The following is a 1,451-nucleotide window of genomic DNA, read 5'->3' on the forward strand; positions in this document are numbered from 1 at the left end:
AGCAGCGACACGCTGACCTACACGGCAACCTCTTCCGACGGCACCGCTCTTCCCACCTGGCTGAGCTTCAATGCCTCGACGCGCACCTTCAGCGGTACGCCGACGACATCAGGCACGTCAGACATCAAGGTGACGGCAACCGACATTGCCGGCCTCGCCACCAGCGAGACCTTCAGCATCAATACGGCCGCAGCCCCCACCACCTACAGCCTGTTCAGCGCTACCAGCACACCGGCCCAGACGAACCTTAATGACAACAGGCAACTCGAGCTCGGCGTCAAGTTCCAGGCGAACGTTGCCGGTACAATTACCGGCATCAAGTTCTACCGGAGCGCCAACGACAACGGCCAGAACGTCGTCGACCTGTGGACGACCGGAGGCACCAAGCTTGCCACCGCCACCTACTCCGGCACCACCGGCAGCGGCTGGCAGACGGTGAACTTTGCGACCGCGGTCACCATCACCGCCAACACTACCTATGTGGCGTCCTACCACACGACCGGTGCCTATGTGGCGACCGGAAACTATTTCACGGCAGCTGTCACCAATGGCCCGCTGACGGCGCTGTCGAGTGCGTCAGGTGGTGGGAACGGTGTCTACCGCTATGGCGGATCCGCCACGGCAGGCATTTTCCCGAATGCCACCTACCAGGCGTCGAATTACTGGGCTGACGTGGTCTTCCGGCCGGCAACGGCAAACACGGTACCGACGGCGGTTGCCGACGCTGGCGATGCGACCGAGAAGGGCGGCGTTGCCAATGGTTCGGGTGGTTCGCCCGCCAGTGGCAACGTACTGACCAACGACACCGATCCAGATTCCGGCGATACCAAGACGGTGACGGCGATCAGCTTCGGCGCGACAACAGGCACGCTCGGCACCGCACTTGCCGGTGCCTATGGCAGTCTCGTCCTCGCTGCCTCGGGCGCCTATACCTATACGATCAACGAGGCCAACTCCGCGGTGCAGGCGCTGCGGCTGTCGACCAACACGCTGAGTGAGATCTTCAACTACACCATGCGTGACGCCGCCGGCGCCACCGCCACGGCCGCGCTGACGATCACCATCCACGGTGCTGACGACGCGCCTGTTCTGGCGGCCCAGACCGCCACCCAGAATGCCACGGTCAACACCGCCTTCTCGTTCGCGTTGCCGGCCGGCACTTTCACCGATATCGACAGCGGCGACACGCTGACCTACACGGCAACATCTGCCGACGGCTCGGTTCTTCCCACCTGGCTGAGCTTCAACGCCGCGACGCAGACCTTCAGCGGTACGCCGACGGCAACAGGCACGTCAGGCATCAAGGTGACGGCAACCGACATTGCCGGCCTTGCCACCAGCGAGACCTTCAATATTACCACGACGATAGCGGGCAACACGACGCCGACGGCGGTTGCCGATGCCGGGGATGCGACCGAGAAGGGCGGCGTTGCCAATGGTTCGGGCGGTTC

Annotated in this window: 1 protein-coding gene; it reads left to right on the forward strand. The window is 63.7% G+C overall.

Features of this window, described 5'->3' with window-relative positions; all coding sequences use genetic code 11:
• Positions 1 to 1,451: DUF4082 domain-containing protein (locus AC1DE4_RS31680; protein WP_477884746.1), on the forward strand; the 1,451-nt coding region annotated here is incomplete at both ends.

The sequence above is a fragment of the Rhizobium sp. 10N414 genome (genome assembly GCF_056394785.1).